25 protein-coding genes are annotated in these 26,597 nt (G+C 73.8%); 23 read left to right on the forward strand and 2 right to left on the reverse strand.

Going from position 1 to position 26,597, the window contains the following annotated elements:
* Positions 1-9 precede the first annotated feature (9 nt).
* From dinB to FE251_RS05410, 23 genes are all read left to right on the forward strand, one after another.
* The gene (gene dinB, locus FE251_RS05300; RefSeq protein WP_139948175.1) at positions 10-1,239 is read left to right on the forward strand and encodes a DNA polymerase IV; all 1,230 of its coding nucleotides are present in this window, start codon (positions 10-12) and stop codon (positions 1,237-1,239) included.
* A 104-nt stretch (positions 1,240-1,343) separates the two neighbouring features.
* On the forward strand, positions 1,344-1,727 hold the full coding sequence (locus tag FE251_RS05305) for a DUF3040 domain-containing protein (RefSeq protein ID WP_139948176.1): 384 nt from the start codon (positions 1,344-1,346) through the stop codon (positions 1,725-1,727).
* Between the two features lie 605 nt (positions 1,728-2,332).
* Complete coding sequence (mraZ, locus tag FE251_RS05310; RefSeq protein WP_139073663.1) at positions 2,333-2,764, forward strand: division/cell wall cluster transcriptional repressor MraZ; 432 nt, start codon at positions 2,333-2,335, stop codon at positions 2,762-2,764.
* 152 nt (positions 2,765-2,916) lie between these two features.
* Positions 2,917-3,930 carry a 16S rRNA (cytosine(1402)-N(4))-methyltransferase RsmH gene (rsmH, locus tag FE251_RS05315; RefSeq protein WP_407925287.1) on the forward strand — a complete coding sequence of 338 codons (1,014 nt, stop codon included), beginning with the start codon at positions 2,917-2,919 and terminating at the stop codon, positions 3,928-3,930.
* The gene (locus FE251_RS05320) at positions 3,927-4,310 is read left to right on the forward strand and encodes a hypothetical protein (RefSeq protein WP_139073568.1); all 384 of its coding nucleotides are present in this window, start codon (positions 3,927-3,929) and stop codon (positions 4,308-4,310) included. Before rsmH ends, FE251_RS05320 begins: the two co-directional genes overlap by 4 nt.
* The gene (locus FE251_RS05325) at positions 4,307-6,058 is read left to right on the forward strand and encodes a peptidoglycan D,D-transpeptidase FtsI family protein (protein WP_139948177.1); all 1,752 of its coding nucleotides are present in this window, start codon (positions 4,307-4,309) and stop codon (positions 6,056-6,058) included. Before FE251_RS05320 ends, FE251_RS05325 begins: the two co-directional genes overlap by 4 nt.
* Positions 6,059-6,119: 61 nt before the next feature.
* The gene (locus FE251_RS05330) at positions 6,120-7,523 is read left to right on the forward strand and encodes a UDP-N-acetylmuramoyl-tripeptide--D-alanyl-D-alanine ligase (protein ID WP_179954779.1); all 1,404 of its coding nucleotides are present in this window, start codon (positions 6,120-6,122) and stop codon (positions 7,521-7,523) included.
* A complete protein-coding gene (gene mraY, locus FE251_RS05335) occupies positions 7,517-8,611 on the forward strand; it encodes a phospho-N-acetylmuramoyl-pentapeptide-transferase (protein ID WP_139073565.1) in 1,095 nt (364 codons plus the stop codon). The genes FE251_RS05330 and mraY overlap by 7 nt, the downstream gene beginning before the upstream one ends.
* Positions 8,608-10,065 carry a UDP-N-acetylmuramoyl-L-alanine--D-glutamate ligase gene (gene murD, locus FE251_RS05340; protein ID WP_139948179.1) on the forward strand — a complete coding sequence of 486 codons (1,458 nt, stop codon included), beginning with the start codon at positions 8,608-8,610 and terminating at the stop codon, positions 10,063-10,065. The genes mraY and murD overlap by 4 nt, the downstream gene beginning before the upstream one ends.
* Positions 10,062-11,333: a putative lipid II flippase FtsW gene (ftsW, locus tag FE251_RS05345; RefSeq protein WP_330998313.1), complete on the forward strand. Its 1,272-nt coding sequence runs from the start codon at positions 10,062-10,064 to the stop codon at positions 11,331-11,333. Before murD ends, ftsW begins: the two co-directional genes overlap by 4 nt.
* Before the next feature lies 1 nt (position 11,334).
* Complete coding sequence (gene murG / locus FE251_RS05350; protein ID WP_139949264.1) at positions 11,335-12,441, forward strand: undecaprenyldiphospho-muramoylpentapeptide beta-N-acetylglucosaminyltransferase; 1,107 nt, start codon at positions 11,335-11,337, stop codon at positions 12,439-12,441.
* Positions 12,438-13,799, forward strand: a complete 1,362-nt coding sequence (gene murC, locus FE251_RS05355; RefSeq protein ID WP_139948180.1) for a UDP-N-acetylmuramate--L-alanine ligase — start codon at positions 12,438-12,440, stop codon at positions 13,797-13,799. Before murG ends, murC begins: the two co-directional genes overlap by 4 nt.
* Positions 13,796-14,722 carry a cell division protein FtsQ/DivIB gene (locus FE251_RS05360; RefSeq protein WP_139948181.1) on the forward strand — a complete coding sequence of 309 codons (927 nt, stop codon included), beginning with the start codon at positions 13,796-13,798 and terminating at the stop codon, positions 14,720-14,722. The genes murC and FE251_RS05360 overlap by 4 nt, the downstream gene beginning before the upstream one ends.
* 220 nt (positions 14,723-14,942) lie before the next feature.
* Positions 14,943-16,157 (forward strand): cell division protein FtsZ, encoded by a 1,215-nt coding sequence (ftsZ, locus tag FE251_RS05365; RefSeq protein WP_139948182.1) that lies wholly within the window; start codon positions 14,943-14,945, stop codon positions 16,155-16,157.
* Between the two features lie 12 nt (positions 16,158-16,169).
* Positions 16,170-16,928 (forward strand): peptidoglycan editing factor PgeF, encoded by a 759-nt coding sequence (pgeF, locus tag FE251_RS05370; RefSeq protein WP_139948183.1) that lies wholly within the window; start codon positions 16,170-16,172, stop codon positions 16,926-16,928.
* Positions 16,929-17,038: 110 nt separating this feature from the next.
* Positions 17,039-17,518, forward strand: coding sequence for a cell division protein SepF (locus FE251_RS05375; protein ID WP_139073561.1), 480 nt, complete (start codon positions 17,039-17,041; stop codon positions 17,516-17,518).
* Between the two features lies 1 nt (position 17,519).
* Positions 17,520-17,813 carry a YggT family protein gene (locus tag FE251_RS05380; protein ID WP_139073560.1) on the forward strand — a complete coding sequence of 98 codons (294 nt, stop codon included), beginning with the start codon at positions 17,520-17,522 and terminating at the stop codon, positions 17,811-17,813.
* Between the two features lie 106 nt (positions 17,814-17,919).
* Positions 17,920-18,585, forward strand: coding sequence for a DivIVA domain-containing protein (locus tag FE251_RS05385; RefSeq protein WP_139948184.1), 666 nt, complete (start codon positions 17,920-17,922; stop codon positions 18,583-18,585).
* 56 nt (positions 18,586-18,641) lie between these two features.
* Complete coding sequence (gene lspA, locus FE251_RS15980; RefSeq protein WP_139948185.1) at positions 18,642-19,526, forward strand: signal peptidase II; 885 nt, start codon at positions 18,642-18,644, stop codon at positions 19,524-19,526.
* Positions 19,519-20,451, forward strand: a complete 933-nt coding sequence (locus FE251_RS05395; RefSeq protein ID WP_139073559.1) for an RluA family pseudouridine synthase — start codon at positions 19,519-19,521, stop codon at positions 20,449-20,451. The genes lspA and FE251_RS05395 overlap by 8 nt, the downstream gene beginning before the upstream one ends.
* Positions 20,448-20,987, forward strand: a complete 540-nt coding sequence (locus tag FE251_RS05400) for a GNAT family N-acetyltransferase (RefSeq protein ID WP_139948186.1) — start codon at positions 20,448-20,450, stop codon at positions 20,985-20,987. Before FE251_RS05395 ends, FE251_RS05400 begins: the two co-directional genes overlap by 4 nt.
* 10 nt (positions 20,988-20,997) lie before the next feature.
* Complete coding sequence (gene dnaE / locus FE251_RS05405) at positions 20,998-24,564, forward strand: DNA polymerase III subunit alpha (protein ID WP_139073557.1); 3,567 nt, start codon at positions 20,998-21,000, stop codon at positions 24,562-24,564.
* A gap of 43 nt (positions 24,565-24,607) precedes the next feature.
* Entirely contained in the window at positions 24,608-25,405 is a 798-nt protein-coding gene (locus FE251_RS05410; RefSeq protein ID WP_223147568.1) for an endonuclease/exonuclease/phosphatase family protein, read from the forward strand.
* Between the two features lie 168 nt (positions 25,406-25,573).
* Here FE251_RS05410 and FE251_RS05415 read toward each other — a convergent pair whose 3' ends face one another.
* Positions 25,574-26,140, reverse strand: coding sequence for a biotin transporter BioY (locus FE251_RS05415; RefSeq protein ID WP_139948187.1), 567 nt, complete (start codon positions 26,138-26,140; stop codon positions 25,574-25,576).
* Between the two features lie 98 nt (positions 26,141-26,238).
* Positions 26,239-26,463 (reverse strand): RNA-binding S4 domain-containing protein, encoded by a 225-nt coding sequence (locus tag FE251_RS05420; protein ID WP_139948188.1) that lies wholly within the window; start codon positions 26,461-26,463, stop codon positions 26,239-26,241.
* Positions 26,464-26,597 lie beyond the last annotated feature (134 nt).

Genomic DNA, 26,597 nt, shown 5'->3' on the forward strand with positions numbered 1-26,597 from the left:
TTGTGCCGGATGAGCAGGGGTGAGCGCAGTGCGGAGGCCCGGCGTGACTGGGGTACCGACGACGCCGGCTGCTCGATCCTGCACGTGGACATGGACGCGTTCTTCGCCGCCGTCGAGCTGCTCGACCGGCCCGACCTCCTCGGGCGTCCGGTCATCGTCGGCGGTGAGCAGCGCGGGGTTGTCCTCTCGGCCACCTACGAGGCGCGCGAGTTCGGCGTCCACTCGGCGATGCCGATGAGCCGCGCCCGGGCGCTGTGCCCGCAGGCCGTCGTCCTGGCGCCCCACCACGACAGCTACACGCGGGTCTCCCGGCACGTCATGGAGATCCTCGCCGACGTGACGCCGGTCATGGAGAAGGTGAGCATCGACGAGGCGTTCCTCGACGTCTCGGGTGCCGTGCGCCGCCTCGGACCGCCCGCGGCCATCGCCCGGCAGCTGCGCGAGCGGATCCGGACCGAGGTCGGCATCCCGGCGTCCGTCGGGGTCGCCGCGACGAAGTTCGTCGCCAAGCTCGCCTCGAGCCACGCCAAGCCCGACGGACTGCTGCTCGTCCCGCGCGCACAGACCGTGCACTTCCTCCACGCGCTGCCGGTCGGCGCGCTGTGGGGCGTGGGGGACAAGACCCGCGAGCGGCTGCACCGGTACGGCATCGACACCGTCGCCACCCTGGCCGCCACCCCGGTGCGCACCCTCCACCGGATCCTCGGGGTGGCCGCCGGCCAGCGTCTGCACGACCTCGCGAGCGGGCGGGACCCGCGGTCCGTCGAGCCGGAGCGGGTGGAGAAGTCGGTGGGCACCGAGACGACGTTCTCCGCCGACGTCACGGACCGCGCGACCCTCGAGGCCGTCCTCCTGGACCAGTCGCACCGGGTCGCGGCGCGGCTGCGCGCGGCCGGACTCGTCGGGAGGACCGTGGCCATCAAGGTGCGCTTCGCCGACTTCCGCACGATCACCCGCTCGCGCGCCACCCCGGCCACGGACGTCGGCCACGACGTCCTCGGCGTGGCGCGGTCCCTGCTCGCCGAGGTGGCCGTCCCGGCCGACGGGGTGCGGCTGCTCGGCGTGCGCGTCGAGCAGCTGGCGCCTGCCGACGGAGGGGTCCAGCTCCGGCTCGACGAGGACGACCAGCGTCGGGACGCCGAGGCGGCGATGGACAGCATCCGTCGGCGTTTCGGAGCCGCTGCCCTCGGCCCCGCGGCCCTCCTGAGGCGGGGGACCGAGCAGCCCGGGGAGGGCTGAACGGCGCTGGGTCCCCGTCCGCTTTCGTCCGGCGCTGCGGCGACCTAAACTTGGACACAGTCGCCCTCGTCGAAGGGCACCCACCCTCGCGGATCGGAGGACCGATGCCTCTCTCTGAGTATGAGCAGCGGGTGCTCAGCCAGATGGAGCAGCAGCTCCGCTCCGACCCACGGCTGGTGAGCACCTTCACCACCGACCACCGCTACTCCGGTCGGCGGCTCGCCCTGGGGGCGCTGCTCGTCCTCGCCGGGCTCGGGATGCTCGTCGGCGGGGTCGCCGGCTCCCTCATCTGGCTCGGCGTCCTCGGCTTCCTCGCCATGCTGGGCGGGGTCATGCTCGCCATCTCCCGGCCGAAGGGTGCCGCGCCGCGCCAGATGGCCCCGGCGCGCAAGGGTGGCGGCTCGCCCGCACCGGCTCGGAAGCACAGCGGCTTCATGCAGCGTCTCGAGGAGCGCTGGGACAGGCGCCGCGACCAGCGCGGCCGCTGACGCACTGACGACACCACCGTGTGGGGCCCGGGTCCCTTGAGGACCCGGGCCCCACACGTCGTCGTGGGCAGGGGCGAGCCGGGCGCCGTCGCCTGAGCCCGGGCGCTCCCGGCGGGGACGACGCTCCCGGGGCGCGGTCCCTCCACCTCCCTCCACCGGGTCCCTCCACATCGCCCCACCGGGTCCCTCCACATCGCTCCACCGCCGTCCCGCACCGTCGCGGCCGGGCTCGCCGCGTCCTTTGCCGTCGGCCCAGGACCGTCCCCGCAGGGCGGGTGACGCCGCTGTCCACCCGCTCCACGCCGCCGCGAGTCAGGCGCAGGATCCCGCGCTTTTTCGGCGCACCGGGTGCGCGACCCGGCTATCGGTGGGGGAGGGGGAGGGCGCTCGGCGGGGGGCGGGAGAGGGCTGCGGCGGGGGCAGGGAAGGGCGCCGGAACGGGGCGTCGGGGCGCGAAAGCCCTCCACCTTCCACCACCCGTGCTGACCTGCACATTCGCGGAAAGTTCTCCTGCGGAAGTCGGGTTTCTTCATTGACGGGGGAGGGAAGTGGAGTAATGTGGGGGTCACTGGTGGTCAGTGGTTCAGCGAAGGGTGGTGGCCGGCATGTTCCTCGGCACCTACCACCCGCGCCTGGACGACAAGGGTCGGCTGATCCTCCCGGCCAAGTTCCGCGACCAGCTCGCGGGCGGGCTGGTGCTCACCAAGGGGCAGGAACGCTGCCTCACGCTCTACCCGATGCGGGAGTTCGAGGAGATCCATGAGCAGCTGCGCAAGGCACCGGTCACCGACCGGCGCGTGCGTGACTACTCGCGCGTCCTGCTCGCCGGCGCCACCGACGAGCAGCCCGACAAGCAGGGCCGCATCACCATCCCGCCCCACCTGCGCAGCTACGCCGGTCTGGAGCGCGAGCTCGCGGTGATCGGCACCGGTGCCCGCGTGGAGATCTGGTCGGCCGACGCGTGGGAGGAGTACCTCGCCGCCTCCGAGGAGGCGTTCTCCCAGACCGCCGAGGAGGTGGTCCCCGGGATCTTCTGACCGGCCCGGCCTCCGCACGACGAGGTCTCTCACCGCGACTCTGACGCACTTCCCCGGCGCCAGAGCACGGCGGCGGGAGTCCTGGTCGGGTGGTGGAGGGCCCCCGACCGCCTCAGTGGCAAGACCAGCAGGACGACGAGAAGGACGAGGAGGTGAGGGCACTGGCCGAGAACGAGCGCAGCGCGGCTGAGCGGCACGTACCCGTGCTCGCGCAGCGGTGCCTCGACCTCCTCGCCCCCGCGGTCGAGCGCCCCGGTGCGGTGCTCGTCGACGCCACCCTCGGGATGGGTGGCCACAGCGAGCTCGCCCTCCAGCGCTTCCCGCAGCTTCGGGTCGTCGGCATCGACCGCGACCCCCAGGCCATCGCGCTCGCCGGACAGCGGCTCGCCCCGTTCGGTGACCGGTTCACCGCCGTGCACGCCGTGTACGACGACGTCGACCGGGTCGTGGCCGAGCACGCGCCCGGCGGCGTCGAGGGCATCCTCATGGACCTCGGCGTCTCCTCCCTGCAGCTCGACGAGGCCGACCGCGGCTTCGCCTACGCCCAGGACGCCCCGCTCGACATGCGCATGGACCCCACCCGCGGCACGAGCGCCGCCGAGCTGCTCGCCACCGCCTCCGCCGAGGAGCTGAGGCGCATCCTGCGCGACTACGGCGAGGAGCGCTTCGCAGGCAGGATCGCCTCCGCCGTCCTGCGCCGGCGCCAGACCCAGCCGCTCACCCGGACGGGCGAGCTCGTCGACCTCGTCCGCGCCTCGATCCCCGCCGCCACCCGCCGCACCGGGGGCAACCCCGCCAAGCGCACCTTCCAGGCGCTGCGCATCGCGGTCAACGACGAGCTCGCCGTCCTCGAGGACGCCCTGCCCCGGGCGCTGGAGTCGCTGGTCGTCGGCGGCCGGATCGTCGTCATGGCCTACCACTCGCTTGAGGACCGGGCCGTCAAGCGGGCCCTGGCCCGCGGCGCGACGTCCTCCGCCCCACCGGACTTCCCGGTCGAGCCGGAGACCCACCGGCCCTACCTCCGGCTGCTCACCCGCGGCGCGGAGGAGGCCGACGAGGCCGAGCGCGAGGCCAACCCCCGCGCCACCTCCGTCCGGCTGCGCGCCGCCGAACGGACCCGCCCCACCCCAGACCACATGCGACCAGGATCAAGGAGTGACGCATGAGTGCGATGCCCGCCCGCACCGCCGTCGTCGAGCCGCGCCGGTCCTGGCGCCCTCGACTCCAGGTCGTGCGCAGCCCCGCCCCGGCGCGGTCGCTGGTGCCCTATCTCGCCCTGTGCGCGACGATCCTCCTCGGGTCGCTCGTCGCCGCACTCGTCATCAACACCCACATGGCCGTGGACGCCTACGCGATCTTCGAGTCCCAGAACACCCTCACCCGCCTGGTGGAGACCGAGGCCTCCCTCGTCCAGCAGGTCGAGGAGGCCGGGTCGCCGGCGTCGCTCAAGCAGCGCGCCGAGGCCCTGGGGATGGTCCCGGCCGAACGGGTCGACTTCATCGTGCTCCGGGAGGGACGGATCCTCGGCGGGGGTGAGGAGGGGTGACCTCGCGCACCCTCACGCGTCGTCACAACGCCGTCCTCACCGTCCTGCTCGCGATCGTCATCGTGTTCGCCGGACGTCTCGTCTACGTCCAGGCCCTCGAGGGACCGCGGCTGGCCGAGGACGCGCTCAACACCCGGCTGCGGCACTCCACCCTCCAGGGCCCGCGCGGCGACATCCTCGACGCGAACGGCGAGGTCCTCGCCACCTCGGTCCAGCGTTACAACGTCGGCGTCAACCAGATCCGCGTGCGTGACTTCGAGGCGGAGATCGACGGCGAGGACAAGGAGGGGGCGGTCGCCGCCGCCGCCCTGCTCGCCCCCATCCTCGGGCGTGACGCCGCCGAGCTGGGCGCGGACATGGTCGGCGAGTCGACCTTCGCCTACATCGCCCGCGGGCTCACCCCGGCGCAGTGGCGGGAGATCAGCGCCCTGCGCATCCCCGGCATCGAGCCCGAGCTCACCTCCGAGCGGATCTACCCCAACGGCACGACGGCCGGCAACGTCCTGGGCTACGTCGGACGCGACGGCGAGGGCCTCGCCGGGCTCGAGCTCACCTTCGAGGACGCCCTGCGCGGCGTCCCCGGCAGCAGCGTCGTCGAGGTGGGCCGCACCGGGCAGTCCATCCCCACCGGCCTGCGCGAGACGACGCCCGCCCAGCCGGGCGACACCCTCCACACGTCGATCGACCGCGACATCCAGTTCCGGGCCCAGGAGGTCATCGACGCGACGGTCGACCGGTACGCCGCCCAGTGGGGTGCGCTCGTCGTCCAGGAGATCGAGACCGGGCGCATCCTCGCGCTCGCCGACTCCGACACCGTCAACCCCAACGACTACCAGGCCACCCCGCCGGAGAACCGCGGCTCGCGCGCCGTCCAGGCCGCCTACGAGAACGGCTCCACCGGCAAGCTGCCGACCCTCGCCGCCGCCCTCGACGCCGGCGTCGTCACCCCGACGACGACCTTCACCACCCCGGACCGGTACACGACGCCCTCCGGGCAGACCTTCTCCGACGCCGACCCGCACGCCACCGAGCAGATGACGGTCGCCGGCATCCTCGCCACGTCCTCCAACACCGGCACCGTGATGATCGGTGACCGGCTGAGCGACGAGCAGCGCTACGAGTACATGCGCGCCTTCGGGATGGGGGAGCGGACCGGCATCGAGTTGCCCGGCGAGACCCCCGGCATCCTCGGCTCCCCGGACACGTGGGACGGACGCCAGCGCTACACGACGATGTTCGGCCAGGGCCTGGCCGTCAACCTCGTGCAGAACACCGCGATCGTCGCCGCCCTCGGCAACGGCGGGGTCTACCTGCCGCCCCGGCTCGTCGACGGCACGACCGACGCCTCCGGGCGCTTCCACGCCGCCGAGGCCGCCGAGGGGCGGCAGGTCGTCAGCGAGGAGACCGCCGCGCAGATGGTGACGATGATGGAGGGCGTCGTCTCACAGGAGGGCACCGGCGTGCTCGGCCAGCTCGACGGCTACCGCCTCGCCGGCAAGACCGGTACCGCCCAGGTGCCCGACGATGAGGGGAACCTCACGCGCACCGTCGCGAACTTCGTCGGCGTGGCCCCCGCGGACGACCCGCAGTTCGCCGTCGGGATCGTCGTCTACCACCCGGGACACCAGGTTCCGTCCTCGATCATCGCGGCTCCGGCCTTCAAGGAGATCGCGGGCTTCACCCTCCAGCACCTCGGCATCCCGCCGTCGACGACGCCTGCATCACTCTTCCCGCTGCGGGCGCAGTGACCGCCCTGCGGCTAGATTGTCGGAACGTGACCTCAGACCAGCGCGCCCGGTGGGGGCAGCCATGATCCAGCTCACCGTCGCCCAGCTCGCCCAAGCAGTCGGAGGGCGAGCGGTGGGCGTGGACCCGCAGCAGCTCGTCACTTCCGGTGTCGTCACCGACTCCCGGCTCGCCGAGCCAGGCTCCGTCTTCGTCGCCGTCCGCGGTGAGCGGACCGACGGTCACGACCACGCCGCCGCCGCGCTCGCGGCGGGCGCCGTCGTCGTCGTGGCCGAGCGGCCCGTCGAGGGTCCGCACGTCCTCGTCACCGACTCCGTCGTGGCGCTGGGCGAGCTCGCCCGCGAGGTGCTGCGCCGGCTGCGCGCCGAGGGCTCGCTCGAGGTCGTCGGGCTCACCGGCTCGGTCGGCAAGACGACGACGAAGGACGTCCTCGCCCAGGTGCTCGCGCACGCCGGGCCCACGGTCGCGCCGCGCGAGTCGTTCAACAACGAGATCGGCCTGCCCCTCACCGTGCTCTCGGCCACCCGTGAGACGCGCTACCTCGTCCTGGAGATGGGAGCGAGCGGCCCGGGCCACATCGACTACCTCACCCGGATCGCGCCGCTGGACGTCGCCGTCGTCCTCGTCGTCGGGCACGCCCACATGGGCGGGTTCGGCACCATCGACGCCGTCGCGCACGCCAAGGCGGAGATCGTCGCCGGCCTGCGGGACGGGGGCACCGCGGTGCTCAACGCCGACGACCCGCGTGTGCGGGCGATGGCCGCCGCGGCCCCCGGCCGCGTCATCCTCTTCGGGCGCGGGGAGGACGCCGACGTCCGGGCCACCGACGTCACCCTCGACGAGCAGGCCCGCCCCTCCTTCGTCCTCCACACCGACTCCTCCGGGGCACGCTCGCGCCACGAGGTGAGCCTCGCCCTGCACGGTGAGCACCAGGTGTCCAACGCCCTGGCCGTCGCCGGCGCCGCGCTCGCCCTCGGCCTGGACGCCGGGGCGGTCGCCCGCGGCCTGAGCCGCGCGGACCGGGTGAGCGCCCACCGCATGGCCGTGACCCACCGGCCCGACGGCGTCGTCGTCCTGGACGACGCCTACAACGCCAACCCCGACTCGATGGCCGCCGCGCTGCGCGCCGCCGTCGCGATGCCCGCCCAGCGGCGGGTCGCCGTCCTCGGGCGGATGCTCGAGCTGGGGGAGGAGAGCGAGCGCGCCCACGAGGACGTCGGACGCCTCGCCGCCGCGCTCGGCATCGACGTCCTCGTCGCCCCCGGCATCACCGGGGAGCAGGTGCGCCGCGGCGCGGGCACCGGCGTCGAGGTCCACACCCCCGCCGACGTCGGGGCCGCCGCCGAGCTGCTCGACGGGCTGCTGCGCGCCGGTGACCTCGTCCTGCTCAAGGGCTCCAACGGCTCGGGCGTGTGGCGCCTGGCCGAGCGCCTCGTCGGGGAGCCGGGAGGTGGTGCCCAGTGGTGACGATCCTCGTCGCCGGGGCCACGGCCCTCGTCATCGCCCTGTTCGGCACGCCGCTGTTCATCCGCTTCCTCGTGAAGAAGAACTACGGCCAGTTCATCCGCCAGGACGGCCCCACCGCGCACTACACCAAGCGCGGCACGCCGACCATGGGCGGGGTCGTCATCATCCTCGCGACCGTCGTCGGCTACGCGGTCGCCAACCTCACCGCGGGCCGTCCGCCGAACGCCTCCGGCCTGCTCCTCCTCTTCCTCATCGTCGGGCTCGGCGCCATCGGCTTCGCCGACGACTACATCAAGATCAGCCGCCAGCGCTCCCTCGGGCTGCGCGCCCGGTGGAAGATCGTCGGCCAGGCGTTCGTCGGCGTCACCTTCGCCGTCCTCGCCCTGCAGTTCCCCAACGAGAACTTCCGCACCCCCGCGTCGACGCACGTCTCGGTGGTGCGTGACACCGGCATCGACCTCGCCTTCGCCGGGGCCGTGCTCGGGCTCATCCTCTTCATCCTGTGGGCGAACTTCCTCATCACCGCCTGGTCCAACGCCGTCAACCTCACCGACGGCCTCGACGGCCTGGCGACCGGCGCCTCGGCGATGGTCTTCGCCGCCTACACGGTCATCGCCATGTGGCAGGCGAACCAGAACTGCCAGTTCCTGGCCGACCCGAGCTCGGCCTGGTCCGCGTGCTACGAGGTGCGCGACCCGCGCGACCTCTCGCTCATCGGGGCCGCGCTCATCGGCGCCTGCCTCGGGTTCCTGTGGTGGAACGCCTCACCGGCCCAGATCTTCATGGGCGACACCGGCTCCCTCGCCCTCGGTGGCGCTATCGCCGGCCTGTCGATCCTCACCCACACCCAGTTCCTCGCCATCGTCATCGGCGGCCTGTTCGTCATCATCGTCATGAGCGACGTCATCCAGATCGGCTTCTTCAAGGCGACCGGGAGACGGGTGTTCCGCATGGCCCCGCTCCACCACCACTTCGAGCTCAAGGGCTGGGGCGAGGTGACGATCGTCATCCGCTTCTGGCTCATCGCCGCACTCTGCGTCGCCCTCGGCCTCGGCCTCTTCTACGCCGAGTGGGTGACCGTGGCATGACCACGCTGGCGGGTGCGCGCGTCGTCGTCGTCGGGCTCGGCACGTCCGGCCGGGCGGCCGCGGAGGTGCTCACCACCCTCGGCGCCCACGTCGAGGGGGTGGACCGCAGCGAGGCGTCCGTCGAGGCCGCCCGCGCCGAGCTCGGCCCGGCCGCCCGGCTCACCGCCGCGGGGGACGACGAGACGCTCGCCGACCTCGTCCTGGGCCGAGGCGCCGACCTCGCCGTGGTCTCCCCGGGCGTCCCCGCGACCTCCCCGCTCCTCACCCGGGCCGCCGCGAGCGGCCTGCCGTGCTGGAGCGAGGTCGAGCTCGCCTGGCAGGTGCAGCAGGCCGCGCCGGGTCCCGGTCCCGACTGGCTCACCATCACCGGCACCAACGGCAAGACGACCACGGTCGGCATGCTCTCCTCGATCCTCACCGCGGCGGGGCTGCACGCCCCGGCCGTCGGCAACGTCGGCACGCCGGTCGTGCGGGTCGTCGCCGAGGGCCGGGCCGACGCGCTCGCCGTCGAGCTGTCGAGCTTCCAGCTCCACCTCACCCACAGCGTCGCGCCGCTCGCCTCCGTCTGCCTCAACCTCGCCCCCGACCACATCGACTGGCACGGGTCCTTCGCCGCCTACCGCGAGGACAAGGCACGGGTCTACGCCCGCACCCGCGTCGCGTGCGTCTACACCGACGACATGACCCGGGCCATGGTCGAGGAGGCCGACGTCGCCGAGGGGGCGCGGGCCGTGGGCACCCGGCTGGGTGCTCCCGCCGTCGGGGAGCTCGGCCTCGTCGAGGACGTCCTGTGCGACCGTGCCTTCGACCGGCGCCGCCAGACGCACGCGGTGCCGCTCGCGACGCTCGCCGACCTCGCCCACCTCGCCCCGGCCGACGGCGGAGAGGTGCCCCGTCACGTCCTCGCCGACGCTCTCGCCGCCGCCGCGCTCGCCCGCGCACGAGGCGTGGAGCCCGCCGCCGTGGCCGCCGGGCTGCGCTCCTTCACCGGCGGGCGGCACCGGATCGAGACCGTCGCCACGCGCGACGGCGTCACCTGGGTCGACGACTCCAAGGCCACCAACGCCCACGCCGCCCGCGCCAGCCTCGGCGCGCTGCCGCCCGGGCGCGGGGTGTGGGTGGCCGGGGGCCTGGCCAAGGGTGCGACCTTCGACGAGCTCGTCCGCGGCGTCGCCGACCGGCTGCGCGCCGTCGTGCTCATCGGCGTGGACCGGGCCCCGCTGCGCGCGGCACTTGCACGACACGCACCGGATGTGCCGGTCACCGAGGTGGAGGCTGGTGACACTGAGGGCGTGATGCCTCTTGCCGTCGCCGCAGCCGCCCGGCTCGCCCGCCCGGGTGACACCGTGCTGCTCGCCCCGGCGTGCGCGTCGATGGACCAGTTCACCGACTACGGCGCCCGGGGGGACGCCTTCGCCGCGGCGGTCCGCGCGCTGCCGGGGGAGCCGGGATGACGGCGGTCCAGCCGGCACGCGCCGCGCGTGCCCTCGCCCCGGGGGCCGGGCGCGGGGCGATGCGGACCGGCGCCCGTGAGACCTCCGCCGTGCGCGGCCCGGCCGTGCTCAGCTACTACCTCGTCGGCGGGGCGGTCCTCCTGCTGCTCGCCATCGGCGTCGTCATGGTCCTGTCGGCCTCCTCGATCACCTCGATCCGGGAGACCGGCAGCCCGTGGGGCCACTTCCTCAACCAGGCGACGTTCGCGCTCATCGGGCTGCCGCTCATGGTCGTCGCCAGCCGCATCCCCGTCGCCTGGTACCGCAAGCTCGCCTGGCCCGCGCTCGGCGTCGGCCTGCTCCTCCAGGCGCTGATCTTCACCCCGCTCGCGCGCGGCGCGAAGGGCAACACGAACTGGATCCTCATCCCGGGCACCGGGCAGACCGTCCAGCCCTCGGAGTTCCTCAAGCTCGCCCTCGCCGTGTGGCTCGGCCTCGTCCTGGCCCGCAAGGCCCACCTCCTCCACCGGTGGCAGCACGTCCTCGTCCCGGGGCTCGTCGTCGCCGCCGTGGCGATCGGCCTCGTCCTCGTCGGGCGTGACCTCGGCACGGCGCTCGTCGTCGCCGCGGTCGTCGCCGGGGCGATGTTCGTCGCCGGCGTGCCGATGCGCTGGTTCGGGATCGCGGCCGTCGCCGGCGCCGCCGTCGTCTCCTTCCTCGTCATCGCCTCGCCCAACCGGATCCAGCGCGTCATGGCCGTCTTCGGCGGCGACTGCGACGAGTCGGGCGCGTGCTACCAGACCCTCCACGGTCTCTACGGCCTGGGTACCGGCGGCATCTCCGGGGTGGGGCTGGGCGCCTCCCGGGAGAAGTGGGCCTACCTGCCCGAGGCGCACAACGACTTCATCTTCGCCATCATCGGCGAGGAGCTCGGGCTGCTCGGCACCCTCCTCGTCCTCGGCCTGTTCACCGTCCTCGCCCTGGGGCTGCTCCGCATCGTGCGCCGCCACCCCGACCCGTTCGTCAAGATCACCACCGGGGCCATCGCCGCGTGGATCCTGGGCCAGGCGCTCATCAACATCGGGGTCGTCATCGGGCTCCTGCCGGTCATCGGTGTGCCGCTGCCACTCGTCTCCGCCGGCGGCTCCGCGCTCATCGCGACCCTGCTCGCCATGGGCGTCGTCCTCGCCTTCGCCCGCGACGAGCCGGGCGCCGCCGCCGGACTGCGCGCGCGGCGCGGTGCGGTGCGCCGGTCCCTCGCCGTGGTGGGAGGTCGCGGTCGTGGCTGAGCTGCGCGTCCTGCTCGCCGGCGGGGGCACCGCCGGTCACGTCAACCCCCTCCTCGCCACCGCCGCCGAGCTCGCGGCCCGTCCCGAGGGTGCCGCGCTCACCGTGCTCGGCACGGCCGAGGGCCTGGAGTCACGTCTCGTGCCCGCGGCCGGCCTGCCCCTGCGCGTCGTCCCCCGTGCCCCGCTGCCGCGCCGGCCCTCCCCGGACCTCCTGCGCCTTCCCGGGCGCCTGCGTGACGCCGTCCGCCGCGCCGCCGCGGCCGTCGAGGAGAGCCGCGCCGAGGTCGTCGTCGGCTTCGGCGGGTACGTCGCCACGCCCGCCTACCTCGCCGCCCGCCGGCTCGGGGTGCCGATCGTCGTCCACGAGCAGAACGCCCGGCCGGGCCTGGCCAACCGGCTCGGCGCCCGCTGGGCGCGCCACGTCGCCGTCACCTTCCCCGGCACCCCGTTGCCCCACGCCACGCTCACCGGGCTGCCGCTGCGCGCGCCCATCGCCGAGCTCGTCGCCGAGCGCGCGGCCGACGCCGCCGCCCGCCGCCGGGCGGGCGCCGCTGCCCTCGGCCTGGACCCCGACGCCACGACGCTGCTCGTCACCGGCGGCTCGCTCGGCGCGCAGCGGATCAACGACGCCGTGTCCGCCGGCGCCGCCGCGCTCGACGCCGCCGGAGTGCAGGTCCTCCACCTCACCGGCCAGGGCAAGGACGAGCCGGTCCGCGCCGCGACCGCAGGCCTGCACGGCTACCACGTGCTGCCCTACCTCGACGACATGGCCAGCGCCTACGCGGCCGCCGACCTCGTCCTCGCCCGCTCGGGCGCGGGCACGGTGAGCGAGCTCGCGGCGCTCGGGATCGGCGCGGTCTACGTCCCCCTGCCGATTGGCAACGGCGAGCAGCGGCGCAACGCCGCCGACGTCGTCGCCGCGGGCGGGGGCCGGCTCGTCGACGACGCGGACCTCACCGCCGGCTACGTCACCGGCCCGCTCCTCGAGCTGCTCGCCGACCGCGACGGGCTCGCCGCGATGGGTCGTGCCGCCGCCGGGGCAGGTGTCCGCGACGGCGCCGCACGCCTGGCCGACCTCGTGATCTCGGCGGCCCGGGAGGGACGATGACGCGCTACCACCTCATCGGCATCGGCGGGGCGGGCATGGCGCCCGTCGCCGAGCTCCTCGCCGCCCGTGGGCTCGAGGTCAGTGGGTCCGACGCCCGCCCGAGCGCGACCCTCGAGCGGCTGCGCGCCGCCGGCATCACGGCCTACGTCGGGCACGACGCCGTGCACGTGCCCCCGGACGCGACCGTCGTCGTCTCCACGGCGGTGCGGCCCGACAACCCCGAGCTCGTCCGGGCGCGTGAGCTCGGCCTGCCGGTGATCCACCGCTCCCAGGCGCTCGTCGTCGCTGCCGAGGGCCAGGACTTCGTCGCGGTCGCGGGAGCCCACGGCAAGACGACGACGTCGGCGATGCTCGCCGTCGCGCTCTCCGGGGTCGGCGCCGACCCGAGCTGGGCGATCGGCGGCCAGGTCGCCGGGCTCGGCAGCGGGGCGCACCTCGGGCGGGGTCGGGCGTTCGTCGCCGAGGCCGACGAGTCCGACGGCTCCTTCCTCAACTACCGTCCCGCCGTCGCCGTCGTCACCAACGTCGAGCCCGACCACCTCGACCACTACGGCTCGCGCGAGGCCTTCGAGCAGGCCTTCGTCGACTTCGCCGGGCGCGTGACGAGTGTGCTCGTCGTGTGCGCCGACGACGCCGGCGCGCTGCGCCTGGCCCGGCGCGCCACCGGGACCCGGGTCCTCACCTACGGCACCGGCGAGGCGCCGGGCGTGGGGGAGGGCCACGTGCGGATCACCGACCTCGTCCTCGGCGCGGCCGGGGCGAGCGCGGTGCTGAGCACGCCGCAGGGCCCGGTGCCGCTCGAGCTCGCCGCCACCGGGGAGCACAACGTGCGCAACGCGACCGGTGCGTGGTGCGCGGGCGTCGCCCTCGGCGCCGACCCCCACAAGCTCGCCGCCGCCCTCGGCTCCTTCCGCGGCACCGGTCGCCGCTTCGAGGACCGGGGGAGCGCCGCCGGCGTGCGGGTCGTCGACGACTACGCCCACCACCCGACGGAGGTCGCCGCCACGCTCACCGCCGCCCGCCTGGCCGCCGGTGACGGACGCGTCCTCGTGCTCTTCCAGCCGCACCTGTACTCCCGGACCGTGGCCTTCGCCGCCGAGTTCGCCGACGCGCTCTCGCTCGCGGACGAGGTCGTCGTCACCGACGTCTACGCCGCCCGCGAGGACCCGGTCGAGGGCGTCGACGGCTCCCTCATCACGCGGCGCACCGCTGCCGGGCGCTACGTGGCCGACCGGGAGGAGGCCGCGGCCGTCGTCGCCGGTCTCGCCCGCCCCGGAGACCTGCTCCTCACGATGGGCGCCGGGGACGTCACCGAGCTCGGACCGCGCATCCTGCGCCTGCTGGAGGAGCGGGCGTGAGGCCGCCCGCCCAGCCGCGCCTGCCGCGCCCCGGACCCACCCCGCACGTCCCGGTCCAGGAGGAGCGCGGCCGGACGACCGTGACGCCGCCGGCCCCGCGGCAGCAGCCCGCCCGTGAGCCGGTGCCGACCGAGCGCGCGCGGCGCTGGCTGCCGGTGCGCCAGCGCCCCGAGGACAGCCGGCCCGCCGGGCCGGGGTTCCTCGAGCGCCTCGCCGAGCGCACGCGCGCCCAGCGACGGCTCGCGTGGCGCAAGGTGCTCCTCGCCGTCGGTGTCCTCGTCACCGTCGGCGCCCTCGCCTGGGCGCTGCTCGCCTCGCCGCTGCTCGCCCTCGACGTCGAGCAGGTCACCGTCTCGGGGGCGGGGGAGGGGACGACCGTCCCCGTCGAGGCGGTGATGGACGTCGTCATGCGGCACGAGGGCGTCCCGCTCACCCGGCTCGACACCGCCGGCCTCACCGAGCAGGTCGGCGCGATCACCACCGTGCGCTCGGTGGACGTCAGCCGCTCCTGGCCGCGCGGACTGTCCGTGCAGGTCACCGCCCGCGTGCCGGTCGCCGCGGCGACGGCCGAGGAAGGGCTCGTCCTGCTCGACGTCGACGGCGTCGTCGTGGGCTCCGTCGCCGAGCCGCCCGATGGGCTGCCGCGCGTCACCGTGCCGCTGTCCGGCGAGCGGGCAGGCCAGACCCTCGAGGCCGTGCTCGCGGTCCTCGCCCAGCTGCCCGCGGAGCTGCGGGCGGAGGTCGCGACCGCCGGGGCGACGAACCCCGCGTCGATCACCCTCGAGCTCACCGACGGCGCCCGGGTGCTGTGGGGCGACGTGGCCGAGTCCGAGCTCAAGGCCGCCGTCCTCGCCGTCGTGCGGGAGCGCCCGGCCGCGGTCTACGACGTCACCGTCCCGCGCTCCCCGACCCTCTCCGACTGACCCTGCGCACGATCCGGCGCTCGGCGGGAGGGGGTGCGCCGGAGCAGGGGTGACCGGGGACACCGCACGGGCGCGTGCGACACACCTGCCGAGGTCGTTGCCGGTGCCCTCGTCGGCCCCTAGCGTTCGGGTGCCAGAGAATGACATAAGTCTAACCCTGAGGTAGAGATTGAGGGTTAGGCCGTGTGGACCAGCAGCAGACTCAAGTGAGGGGGCCGACGTGGCGGCACCGCAGAACTACCTAGCAGTGATCAAGGTGGTGGGCATCGGAGGTGGCGGTGTCAACGCCGTCAACCGGATGATCGAGGTCGGGTTGAAGGGCGTGGAGTTCATCGCCGTCAACACCGACGCCCAGGCGCTCCTCATGAGCGACGCCGACGTCAAGCTCGACGTGGGCCGTGAGCTCACGCGCGGGCTCGGGGCCGGCGCGGACCCCGAGGTGGGCAAGAAGGCCGCCGAGGACCACGCGGAGGAGATCGAGGAGGTCCTGCGCGGGGCCGACATGGTCTTCGTGACCGCCGGCGAGGGCGGCGGCACCGGCACCGGCGGCGCGCCCGTCGTCGCCCGGATCGCCCGTTCGCTCGGCGCGCTCACCATCGGCGTGGTCACCCGCCCCTTCACCTTCGAGGGCCGGCGCCGCTCCACCCAGGCCGAGTCCGGCATCGAGGCGCTGCGCGACGAGGTCGACACCCTCATCGTCATCCCCAACGACCGTCTGCTGTCGATCTCCGACCGCAACGTCTCGGTCCTCGACGCCTTCAAGAGCGCCGACCAGGTGCTCCTGTCGGGTGTCCAGGGGATCACCGACCTCATCACCACCCCCGGTCTCATCAACCTCGACTTCGCCGACGTCAAGTCCGTCATGCAGGGCGCGGGCAGCGCCCTCATGGGCATCGGCTCGGCCCGCGGTGAGGACCGCGCGGTCCAGGCCGCCGAGCTGGCGATCTCCTCCCCGCTCCTCGAGGCGAGCATCGACGGCGCCTACGGCGTCCTGCTCTCCATCCAGGGTGGCAGCGACCTCGGCCTCTTCGAGATCCACGAGGCCGCCCGCCTCGTCCAGGAGGCCGCGCACCCCGAGGCCAACATCATCTTCGGAAACGTCATCGACGACGCCCTCGGCGACGAGGTGCGCGTCACCGTCATCGCCGCCGGGTTCGACGAGCCCACGGCCAAGCCCGTCGCGATGCCTCCCGCGCGCCGTCGTGCGGCCGAGGCGCCCGTCGCCTTAGACAGCGCCCCGAGCACTCCCGAGCCGGTCGTCGCGCCGAGCCCCGTCGTGGCTGCCAGCCCCGAGCGGGCCCCGGAGCCCGAGCCGGTCTACGCGGGTCGCGAGGGCGAGCAGCGCCGGCCGCTCGAGGTGCCGCGGGTCTTCGACGAGGAGCCGGTCCGCGGTCGTCGCGAGGAGGACCTCGACATCCCCGACTTCCTGCGCTGAGCCGGCTGAGCCGTGCTCGAGCTGGTCTCTGGCGATCTGGGCCCCGGCGCGCGTGGTGTCTTCACCACGCGCGCCGGTGGCGTCTCCGGGGGGCGCTACGCCGCCCGGGACGGCGACGGCGGGCTCAACCTCGGCCCGCACGTCGGTGACGACGACGAGTCCGTCACCGCCAACCGTGCGCTCCTCGACCGCGCGCTCGGGCAGCGCGTCACCTGGATGAGCCAGGTGCACGGCGCCCGGGTCGTCACGGTCACCGCGCCCCCTGCCGCGGAGGCCGTGACCGCGGGGGAGTGCGACGCGCTCGTCGCCCTCCGCAACGGCCCCACGACGCCGGCGGTGGCCGTCATGGTCGCCGACTGCGTCCCCCTCCTCCTCGCCACGCCCGACGGCGCGCAGGTCGCCGCCGTCCACGTCGGCCGTCAGGGCATGGTCGGCGGCGTCGTCGCCGCGGCACTCGCGGAGCTCGGCGCCCGCGGCGCGGTGGTGGAGGACCTCTACGCGAGCCTCGGCCCGAGCATCTGCGGACGCTGCTACGAGGTGCCCGGCGAGATGCGCGAGGACGTCGCCAGCGCCGTGCCGGAGGCGTGCGCCGAGACCTCCTGGGGCACCCCCGCCCTCGACCTGCCCGCCGGCGTGGCCGCGCAGCTTCGCGCCGCCGGCGTGCGCCGCGTGCAGCGGCTGGACCTGTGCACCGCCGAGGACGAGCGGTTCTACTCCTACCGGCGCGACGGGCGCACCGGCCGTCTCGCCGGCGTCGTCCACCCCGCCTGACACCCGCGCGCGACACGCCGCGACTCGTCCGTGCCGAGGGGACGGCGCTGGTCTAGCGTCACATCACAGGAGCGGCACGAGGTGTGATCGCAGAGAGGACGGGAGCAGTCATGGCCGGAGCACTGCGCAAGACGATGGCGTACCTCGGACTGTCCGAGGACGAGGGTGACTATGTCGACGAGCTCGACGCCCCCCGTCACGAGGAGTCCGCCGTGGCAGAGCCGCGCGCCGAGCGCCACGACCGTCACGAGCGGCCGGTGCAGGTGACGCCGATGCGGGTCGTGCCCGCGCCCGAGCCGGTCGAGCACGACCTGCGCCGCATCAGCACGGTCCACCCGAGCACCTACAACGAGGCCAGGGTCATCGGCGAGGCGTTCCGCGACGGGACCCCCGTGATCATGAACCTCACCGGCATGAGCGAGACCGAGGCCAAGCGCATGGTGGACTTCTCCGCCGGGCTCGTCTTCGGGCTGCACGGCTCGATCGAGCGGGTGACCAACAGGGTCTTCCTGCTGTCCCCCGCGAGTGTCGAGGTCGCCGGCGCCGGTGAGCCCGACGGCGGCCCCGGCCGCCTGTTCAACCAGAGCTGACGTGGACCTGCTCTTCTCGATCGTCTACTTCCTGCTCCTGCTCTACCTTCTCGTCCTCATCGGGCGGCTCGTCCTCGACTGGGTGCAGGTCTTCGCCCGGGACTGGCGTCCGCGCGGCGTGCTCCTCGTCGTCGCGGAAGCCGTCTACACGCTCACCGACCCGCCGCTCAACTGGCTGCGTCGCTACATCCCCCCGCTCCGGCTCGGGGGGATCGCGCTCGACCTGGGGTTCATCATCCTGTTCCTCGGGGTGAGCATCGCGATGCGTGTCGCAGCCGCGCTGTCCCTGATGTGACGGCTCGCGGCGCGTATGCGCTCGCTCTAGTAACGTTCCGCTAACGTGGTCCCGTGAGCCGCGCGGGCGCTCACGACCGAACGACCGAACTACCGAGGTGACGACTATGGCGCTGCTCACAGCAGACGACGTGCTGAACAAGAAGTTTCAGCCGACGAAGTTCCGGGAGGGCTACGACCAGGACGAGGTCGACGACTTCCTGGACGAGGTCGTCAACACGCTGAGCTCCCTGAGCAACGAGAACGAGGAGCTCAAGGCGAAGCTCGCGGCCGCCGAGCGGCGGATCGCCGAGCTCAGCAGCGGCGAGCAGCCGCAGCAGCCCGCGGCCCCTGCTCCCGCCCCCGAGCCGGAGCCCGAGCCCGAGCCGGAGCCGGCCTTCGCGCCGCAGGCCGCGGCGCCGGTCGCCGAGGCCGCTGCTCCCGTCGAGAGCGGCGACGAGCCGACCTCCGCCACCGGGATGCTCGCCCTCGCCCAGCGCGTGCACGACGAGTACGTCAACAACGGCAAGCAGGAGGGTGACCGGATCCTCCACGAGGCCCGCACCGAGGCCGAGCGGATCGTCCGCGAGGCCGAGGACACCCACAACCGCACGCTCGCCCAGCTCGAGCAGGAGCGCTCGCTCCTCGAGCGCAAGATCGACGAGCTGCGCGTCTTCGAGCGGGACTACCGGACCCGCCTCAAGAGCTACCTCGAGTCGCTGCTCTCCGACGTCGAGGGCCGGGGCAACATCTCCGGTCGCGGTGGCGACTCCTCGGCGCAGTTCGGTCGCTGAGCTCTGACGACGGCGGCGGTCCACCGGACCGCCGCCGTCGGCATGGAAGGACAGGCATGACGCAGCAGCAGCGGCGCCGGCGCGGGCGGATCGCCCTCCTCGTCGCACTCGCGGTGGGGATCGCCGTCGCCGACCAGGTGACGAAGTACCTCGCAGAGGCCAACCTCACGCAGGGCGTCATCGTCCCGCTGGTCGGTGACCTCCTCGGTCTCCAGCTCATCTACAACCCCGGCGCGGCGTTCTCCATCGCCACCGGGATGACGTGGGTCTTCACGGTCATCAGCATCGGCGTCGTCATCGTCGTCGTGCGGGTGGCCCGGCGCCTGCGCTCGACCGCGTGGGCGGTGGCCCTGGGCCTGCTGCTCGGCGGGGCGATCGGCAACCTCTACGACCGGCTGCTGCGCGAGCCCGGCTTCGCGCGCGGCCACGTCGTCGACTTCATCAACTACAACGGCTGGTTCGTCGGCAACGTCGCCGACATCGCCATCGTCGCCGCCGCCGTGCTCATCGCGATCCTCGCGCTCCTCGGCCTCGAGGTCGACGGCACCCGAGTGTCGGACGGGCAGGAGGACGCCGAGCCCCGTCCCGGCACCGAGGACGAGGACCTGAGCGAGGAGCCGCTCGACGCCGAGGACGAGTTCTCCGGCGAGGTCCCGCGCCCCACCGACGACGACGTCGACGTCGCCACCTGGGTCTCCGGGGCCCCCTCCGCGAGCGAGGTCGCCCCTCCGGGCGCCGTGCCGGTCGCGGAGACCCCGACGCCCGACTGGACGCCCACCGGCGCGAGCGCGCCCCGGGAGGAGTCCGACCGCCCCGCGGCCCCCGACCAGCCGTCCCCGGCCGCCGAGCAGGACGAGCCCGTCCCGCCCGCGCAGGAGACGCCGCGCCGGCGTCCCCGCAGCCGGCGCGAGGCCCGACTCGCGGACGACGGCGATGCCTGAGACCCGCTCCCTGCCCGTGCCCGACGGCCTGGCCGGCGAGCGGGTCGACGCGGCGCTCGCCCGGCTCCTCGGCTTCTCCCGCACCCGCGCGGCCGAGCTCGCCGAAGCGGGCGCGGTGCTGCTCGACGGGCGCGTGCTCGGCAAGTCCGACCGACTCGTCGCGGGCGGCTGGCTCGAGGTCACGATCCCCGACCCGCCCGCCGCGGCCGCCGCCCCGCCGGAGCCCGTGCCCGGGCTGCGGGTGGTCTTCGAGGACGAGGACGTCGTCGTCGTCGACAAGCCCGTCGGGGTGGCCGCCCACCCCAGCCCCGGCTGGGAGGGCCCCACCGTCGTCGGCGGGCTCCAGGCCGCCGGCTACCGCGTCTCCACCTCGGGGGCGGCCGAGCGGCAGGGCATCGTCCACCGCCTCGACGTCGGCACCTCGGGCCTCATGGTCGTCGCCAAGACAGAGCTCGCCTACTCCGTGCTCAAGCGCGCCTTCAAGGAGCGCACGGTCGAGAAGGTCTACCACGCGCTCGTCCAGGGCCACATGGACCCGTTCGCCGGGACGATCGACGCCCCCGTGGGCCGCGACCCCCGGCACGACTACCGCTTCGCCGTCGTCGCCGGCGGCAAGCCCTCGATCACCCACTACGAGACGCTCGAGGCGATGCCCGGCGCCTCGCTGCTCGAGATCCACCTCGAGACCGGCCGCACGCACCAGATCCGCGTGCACACCTCGGCGCTGCGTCACCCGTGCGTGGGTGACACGACCTACGGGGCGGACCCGGTGCTCGCCCGCAAGCTCGGGCTCACCCGCCAGTGGCTGCACGCAGTTCGCCTCGGCTTCGCCCACCCGCGCGACGGGCACCCCGTCGTCGTGGCGAGCGAGTACCCCGAGGACCTCGCCGCAGCACTGGAGGCGGTGCGCGAGGGCGTGCGGTGAGCGTGCGCACCAGCCTCGTCACCACCCGCGCCCAGCTCGAGGAGGCGTGGGCGGTGCGCTTCGCCGTCTTCGTCGACGAGCAGCGCGTACCGGCCGAGCTCGAGGTCGACGACCTCGACGAGGCCCCGACGACGAGCCACGAGCTCGCGCTCGACGGCGACGCCGTCGTCGGCACCGGACGCCTCCTCCTCGACGCGCCGGGCCACGTCCACCTCGGCCGGCTCGCGGTGCTCCGCGAGCACCGCGGGCGCGGGGTGGGCGCGCTGCTCGTGCGGGCGCTGGAGGACCTCGCCCTCGAGCGCCACGCCGTGGGCGCGCCGGGCGCCGTCGAGGTCGTGCTCAGCGCGCAGGAGGCGGCGATGGGTTTCTACCGCGCCCTCGGGTACGCGCCGGTGAGCGGCGAGCGGTACCTCGACGCCGGGATCTGGCACCAGGACATGGCCCGCACGCTCACCGCCGGGAGCCCGTCCGGACGACACGCCGAGCGACCAGGATCTCCCTCGGCCGAGGCCGGGGACGTGGGTGGTCCGACCTAGACTGACCGGCATGGCTGCTGGAGGATCCGACAACTTCGCCCACCTCCACGTGCACACCGAGTACTCCATGCTCGACGGTGCCTCCAAGGTCGACGAGCTGCTCGCCGAGGCGGCCCGGCTGGGTCAGCCGGCGCTGGCGATCACCGACCACGGCTACCTCTTCGGGGCCTTCGACTTCTGGTCCGCGGCCCAGCGGCACGGCGTCAAGCCGATCATCGGCCTGGAGGCCTACGTCACGCCGGGCACCTCACGCTTCGACAAGTCCCGGGTGCGCTGGGGCGAGGAGTACCAGGCCAAGGACGACGTCTCCGCGCGCGGTGCCTACACCCACATGACGCTGCTCGCGCGCAACAACAAGGGGATGAACAACCTCTTCCGGCTCGGCTCGCGTGCCTCCCTCGAGGGGCAGATGGGCAAGTGGCCGCGGATGGACCGCGAGCTCATCTCCACCCACGCCGAGGGCCTCCTCGCCACCACCGGCTGCCCCTCGGGGGAGGTGCAGACCCGCATCCGCCTGGGCCAGTACGACGAGGCGCTGCGGGCCGCCGGGGAGATGCAGGACATCTTCGGCAAGGAGAACTACTACGTCGAGCTCATGGACCACGGGCTGGACATCGAGCGCCGGGTGACGAGCGACCTCCTGCGCCTGGCCCGGGAGATCGGTGCGCCGCTCATCGCGACGAACGACTCCCACTACACGCGCCCCGAGGACGCCAAGACCCACGAGGTCATGCTCGCGCTCCAGTCCGGCTCCAAGCTCACCGAGCCCACGTACGACGAGGGCGGCAGCCGCTTCGCCTTCACCGGCGACACCTACTACCTGCGCTCTGCCGCCGAGATGCGCGGGCTGTTCGCCGAGCTGCCCGAGGCCTGCGACAACACCCTGCTCGTCGCCGAGCAGTGCGACGTCACCTTCCGCACGGCCGCCGACGGCGCGAACTACATGCCGCGCTTCCCCGTGCCCGAGGGCGAGGACGAGCACTCGTGGTTCGTCAAGGAGGTGCAGAAGGGCCTGGCCTACCGCTTCCCGGACGGCGTGCCCGACCACGTCGAGAAGCAGGCCCGCTACGAGGTCGACGTCATCACCCAGATGGGCTTCCCCGGCTACTTCCTCGTCGTCGCCGACTTCATCAACTGGGCCAAGAGCCGCGGGATCCGCGTCGGCCCGGGTCGTGGCTCGGGCGCCGGGTCGATGGTCGCCTACGCGATGCGCATCACCGACCTCGACCCCCTCCAGCACGGCCTGATCTTCGAGCGCTTCCTCAACCCCGACCGCGTGTCGATGCCCGACTTCGACGTCGACTTCGACGAGCGCCGGCGCGGTGAGGTCATCCGGTACGTCACCGAGAAGTACGGCGACGACCGCGTCGCGCAGGTCGTCACCTACGGCACCATCAAGGCCAAGCAGGCGCTCAAGGACTCCGCGCGCGTCCTGGACTACCCCTTCCAGATGGGGGAGAAGCTCACCAAGGCGATGCCGCCGTCGGTCATGGGCAAGGACATCACCCTCGCCGGCATCTTCGACCCGCGCGACAAGCGGTACAACGAGGCCGAGGAGTTCCGCCAGCTGCACGCCTCGGACCCCGACGCCCAGGCCGTCGTCGAGACCGCGCAGGGCCTGGAGGGCATCAAGCGGCAGTGGGGCGTGCACGCCTGCGCCGTCATCATGTCCAGCGAGCCGCTCCAGGAGGTCATCCCGGTGATGCTGCGCCCGCAGGACGGCGCGATCATCACCCAGTTCGACTACCCGCAGTGCGAGAACCTCGGGCTGCTGAAGATGGACTTCCTCGGCCTGCGCAACCTCACGGTCATCGACGACGCGCTGGAGAACATCGAGCGCAACGGCAAGGAGGTGCCCGACCTCGAGCGCCTCCCGCTGGACGACCCGCTGACCTACGCCATGCTCGGCCGCGGCGACACGCTCGGGGTGTTCCAGCTCGACGGCGCCGGCATGCGCACCCTGCTGCGCCTCATGCGCCCCGACAACTTCGAGGACATCTCCGCCGTCGGCGCGCTCTACCGCCCCGGCCCGATGGGCGCGAACTCCCACACGAACTACGCGCTGCGCAAGAACGGCCAGCAGAAGATCGAGCCGATCCACCCGGAGCTCGAGGAGGCGCTCGCCGAGATCCTCGGCACCACCTACGGCCTCATCGTGTACCAGGAGCAGGTGATGGCGATCGCGCAGAAGGTCGCCGGGTACACCCTGGGCCAGGCCGACCTGCTGCGTCGCGCGATGGGCAAGAAGAAGAAGGCCGAGCTGGACAAGCAGTTCGCCAGCTTCGAGGCCGGCATGCTCGAGCGCGGCTACTCCCCGCAGGCGGTCAAGACGCTGTGGGACATCCTCCTGCCCTTCTCCGACTACGCCTTCAACAAGGCGCACTCGGCGGCCTACGGGATCATCTCCTACTGGACCGCCTACCTCAAGGCCAACTTCCCCACGGAGTACATGGCCGCCCTGCTCACCTCGACGCAGGGCAACAAGGACCGCCTGGGGCTGTACCTCGGTGAGGCCCGGCACATGGGCATCAGCGTGCTGTCGCCGGACGTCAACACCTCGGTGGGCTCCTTCGCGGCCGTCGGGGAGGAGATCCGCTTCGGTCTCGCGGCGGTGCGCAACGTCGGCGCGAACGTCGTCGAGGCGATCATCGCGGCCCGCGAGGAGAAGGGCGCCTACACCTCCTTCCAGGACTTCCTCGACAAGGTGCCCGCCGTCGTGTGCAACAAGCGCACGATCGAGTCGCTCATCAAGGCCGGTGCCTTCGACTCCCTCGGGCACACGCGACGGGCGCTCCTCGCCCGTCACGAGGAGGCCATCGACATGGTCATCGACGTCAAGCGCAACGAGGCGGTCGGCCAGTTCGACCTCTTCGCCGGGCTCGGCGGCGACGACGGGGCGGCCGGCTCCGGCTTCACCATCGACATCCCCGACCTGCCCGAGTGGGACAAGCGGGAGAAGCTGACCTTCGAGCGGCAGATGCTCGGCCTGTACGTCTCGGACCACCCGCTGTTCGGGCTGGAGCACGTGCTCCAGCGGGCGGCGGACGTCTCGGTGGCCACCCTGCTCACCGACGAGACGCGCGCCGACGGCTCGTCGGTGACGGTCGCCGGTCTCGTCACCTCGCTGCAGCGCAAGATGACGAAGAACGGCAACCCGTGGGCCATCGCGACGGTCGAGGACCTCGAGGGCGCCATCGAGGTGCTCTTCTTCCCCCAGACCTACTCGACCGTCTCCACCATGCTCGCCGAGGACTCGATCATCACGGTGCGGGGACGGCTCAACCGCCGCGACGACATCCCGACGATCTACGCCGCGGAGATGAGCCTGCCCGACGTCTCCCAGGCCACCGACGGGCCGGTGCAGCTCACGCTCGCCGCCAACCGGTGCACCGCGCCGCTCGTCGAGCGGCTCAAGGGCATCCTCACCGACCACCCGGGACGCTCGGAGGTGCGCCTGCGGCTCACCAGCCCGGGGCGCTCCACGACGATGCGGCTGGAGGACTCCTTCCGCGTCGAGCCGTCCACCGCGCTGTTCGGCGACCTCAAGGCGCTCCTCGGGCCCGGCTGCCTCACCTGACGCCCGAGGGGCCTGGCTCGGGACCCGCAACTAGAGTGCTCGCGTGGCCCCGGCTCCGACGGTGCCGGGCCTCACCCGGCTGACGACGTGGAACGTGTTCCACGGCCGCGGCCCCGACGGGCGGGTGGACGCCACCCGGTTCGCACGGGCCGTGGCCTCCCTGCGCGCCGACGTCCTCGCCCTCCAGGAGGTCGACCGCGGCCAGCCGCGCTCCGGCCGGCTGGACGTCGCGGCTCTCGCGGCGGAGGCGGCGGGCGCGGCGCGCTGGCGGTTCGTCCCGGCGGTGATCGGGGAGCCCGGTTTCGAGTGGCGTCCCGCCCTGGCGGCGGACGAGGACGCCTCCGACGACGCCTACGGCATCGCGCTGCTCTCCCGCCTGCCGGTGGAGTCCTGGCACGTCCTGCGGCTGGCGCCGGCGCCCTTCGTCCGGCTGCCGGTGCCCGTGCCCGGCGGGGGAGTGATGCTGCTGCGCGACGAGCCGCGGGTGGTGCTCGCCGCCCGCGTGCACACGCCGGCCGGCCCGCTCACCGTCGCCTCCACCCACCTGTCCTTCGTGCCCGGCGTCAACGCCGTCCAGCTGCGCCGGACCGCCGCCTGGCTGCGCACACTGCCCGGCCCGGCGGTGCTCCTCGGCGACCTCAACCTGCCCGGCGGGCTCGCCCGCCGGGCCTCGGGGATGCGGCTCCTCGTACGGGGCGTCACCTACCCCTCACCGCGCCCGCGGCTGCAGCTCGACCACGCCCTCGGGCAGGGCACGCTGCCGCCCGTGCGCCGGACGTTCGTGCGACGGCAGGACGTCTCCGACCACCTCGCACTGGGCCTGGACCTCGCCACCGAGTAGCGCTCGCCGGATCCGCGGCGCGCGGTCGTCGGCGCCAGATCCTGCCATCAAGTCGGCCCCGGTCGGCGTGTCGGGGCCGGGATCAAGGTCGCAGGCTTGCCTTGACGCCGCGTCGGGGTACGTGGTGGCAGGTTTCGACGCTCCGACGCAGGGTTCGGCCGGGCCGGCTCAGTGTGCGGAGCGGCCGAGCAGGCGCCATGCGGCGGGCAGGAGGCCGGCGGCGGCTGCGGCCTTGAGCGCGTCGCCGAGGAGGAAGGGGAGCACACCGAGGACGAGCGCCTCCCCGAGCCCGACCCCGAGGCTCACCATGAGCCACGGCACCCCGCCGGCGTACACCGCGGTCGTCGCGAGCAGGGCGGCGGCGAGCATGGGGAGCGGGCGGCGGTCCGCGCGGTGGCGGGCGAGCGCGCCGACGAGCCCCGCGGCCAGGACGTAGCCGAGGACGTAGCCGAAGGAGGCGGTGTGCCAGCCGGCGGTCTGCTCGGCGAACCAGGGCACGCCGCCCATCCCCGCGAGGACGTACAGGGCCAGGCTCAGGGTGCCGCGCAGCGGCCCGAGGGACGCACCGACGAGGAGCACGGCGAAGGTGCCGAGGGACAGCGGCACGGGGGTGAACGGCAGCGGCACGACGACCTGCGAGAGCACTCCGGTCACCACGGCGCCGCCGACGACGAGCGAGGCGTCGCGCACGAGGCCGGCGGGCAGGGAGTCGGCGAGGACGGTCGTGGCGGTCATGGCAGCACCTTTCGCGGGGAACACCGTCACGCTAGCCAGCGGGCGAGCCGCCCCGGTGTGCGGCTCGCGACAGATTCCGGGCGCCCGGTCTGTAGCGCTCAGCCCACGACGACGGCGACCGGCCCGGTGGGCAGGTCCACCTCGACCCGGGCCCCGGCGGCCAGCTGCCGGCCCCGGCGGGTCTCGACCTCACCGTCGACGCTCACCGCGCCGTCGGCGATGAGCTCGCGTGCCTGCGCGCCGGAGTCGGCGAGCGAGGCGAGCTTGAGGAACTGGCCGAGGCGGATCTCGCCCTCGACCGGAACGACCTGGTCCTGACCCATGCACCGATCATGCCGTGCCCGGCCGCCCGGCGGCGAACCCGTGCACGATCCAGCTCTCGGCGGAAAGGGGTGGGGCGGGCGGCGGGGTGGGGGACACGACGGCGGACGTCCCGGCGGGGCGGAGGCCGGGCGGA

Origin of the sequence: Georgenia wutianyii (assembly GCF_006349365.1) — a bacterium.
GTDB classification, from domain to species: Bacteria; Actinomycetota; Actinomycetes; order Actinomycetales; family Actinomycetaceae; genus Oceanitalea; species Oceanitalea wutianyii.